Raw genomic sequence first — 1891 nt, forward strand, 5'->3', positions numbered from 1 at the left:
GGGACTGTCGCACTAGCAAATATTTTTTGCTGGGCGGCAGCCTTGCTTTATGCCCAAATGGGGGCGAAATCGGTTGTGATTTCGCCCCCATCCCTTATAAACACAGTTCATTCCCAGACATCCCTTTCGGCATGCCTGATTTCAAACTGTTTTGTTTTCAACCATTAAAATCTATGCTGTCTTTAATGAAAAAAGATGACTCCCCGTTCTTCCGGTCTGAATCTTGCAATGAAGCTTATTGATATTTCGTCCCATCGCCAAAAGGATGCTCTCTGCCAGTGCATTTGCTTTTCCTCGGTACAGATATCTTCGAAAATTCATGTCTTCCTTTACATCAGCAAATGAACCTTCGGCCTGAATACTGCGATTCATACGGAGCATCGTTCCATACTCACTTGTGATCCGTTCCAGATCTTCTGCACGTTTTTGACTCATCGTCTTCGAGACCATCAGCACTTTATTACGTTTTTCCATAGGTGTTTTGCAGTTGTTTCCTTTGATACATTCCGTTTTATAAGGACAGCCGGTACAGTCTGGACTTCTGTAATAAGTTTTTACACTGACATATCCGCTGGCTGTTTTACTTCTGCGTTCATTTGTAACAGTCAGTTCCCTTCCATTCCGACAGATATAGCTGTCTCTGTCTGCGTGATACTCCATGTTTTCTCTTCTGCTGATGTCTTTTTTATATTTTCGGGTTTTCGAAATCTTATAGTTCTGCGGCTTTATATAGGCGGTCTGTCCGTTTCCCTCAATGAAAAGATAGTTTTCTTCACTTTCATATCCGGCATCTGCAACGATTTCTGAATATTTAAATCCTAAGTGACTCTCCATATCTTTCAAAAAAGGGATCAGGGTGCATGTATCGGTTGGACGCGGGCTAATATCAATCCATGTGATGTATTCAGAGTCCACTCCGTGCTGGATGTTATAAGCAGGTTTTAACTGTCCATTCAGCATCGCATCTTCTTTCATTCTCATGAAGGTCGCATCCGGGTCTGTTTTGGAATAACTGTTTCTATCTCCAAGCGTATACAGTTTTTTCGTATATTCCTTTAGTTTCTCCAGATATTGATCCAGCTGTTCCAGGGATTTCTGCAACTGTGTTTTTCTACGTCCAATTCCATGCACGAACACAATTCCCTCCTGTACTTTGACGCGGCACAACTGCTTTTTTAACCGTTTTAATGTGTGGATGGATATCTGGTCATGGTATACGGTCCTGATTCCATAGAGTTCTTCGCATTCAGCCACAAAAGAAGTTAGTTTTGTGTATAACCGGGCCTGATTTTTCGTAATAGCCCGTTTCCATACAAATGTATATTTATTGGCTGCCGATTCAATCTTGGTGCCATCAATAAAAATGGTCTTTCCCGAAATCTCACCAAGAAGATAGAGCAGATCTGACATTTGGGCAAGCAGAACCTTTGCGCAGGCAGAAAAATGTAGGGAGATAAAACGCGCAATCGTTGCATGATCAGGAGCAGGCATTCCTTCAAGGAGATACATAAAGTTGATATCCCGTTTACATGCTTTTCGGATATCTCGACTTGAGTAGATTCGATTCATTGCTGCATAGATAACGAGTTTCAGCATCTGACGCGGCGTTGCCTGATTTTTTCTGATCCTGCCATAAGTTTTATATAGTTCAGAAAGGTCCATTTCCTCCACAAAGGCACTTACCAGACGAACTGGATCATCAGATGGAATAGAAATCTCTAAATCCAGCGGAAGTTTGATTTGATAATACAGCGAAAATGAGGTATAATCCCTCTGTATTATTTTGTTTAGTCGCATAAACTGATTATACCACGAACGCCGGGCTTTTCGAAGCTCGGCGTTTTGTGTTGGATATATAAAATGAGCTGCCGCACGTTAGTGCGACAGCCCC

General features: G+C 42.0%; 1 protein-coding gene. It reads right to left on the reverse strand.

Annotated elements, in window-relative coordinates; all coding sequences use genetic code 11:
• Window positions 1-171 precede the first annotated feature (171 nt).
• Window positions 172-1797, reverse strand: a complete 1626-nt coding sequence (locus AB5916_RS17400) for an IS1182 family transposase (protein WP_368192109.1) — start codon at window positions 1795-1797, stop codon at window positions 172-174.
• Window positions 1798-1891: the final 94 nt, after the last annotated feature.

It is taken from the genome of Blautia sp. 1033sp1_1033st1_G9_1033SCRN_220408 (genome assembly GCF_040929965.1).
GTDB lineage: Bacteria > Bacillota > Clostridia > Lachnospirales > Lachnospiraceae > Blautia_A > Blautia_A ammoniilytica.

Excerpts from the sequence above, each read along its gene's own strand:
- AB5916_RS17400 (WP_368192109.1), bottom strand. The coding sequence starts at position 1,797 with ATGCGACTAAACAAAATAATACAGAGGGATTATACCTCATTTTCGCTG.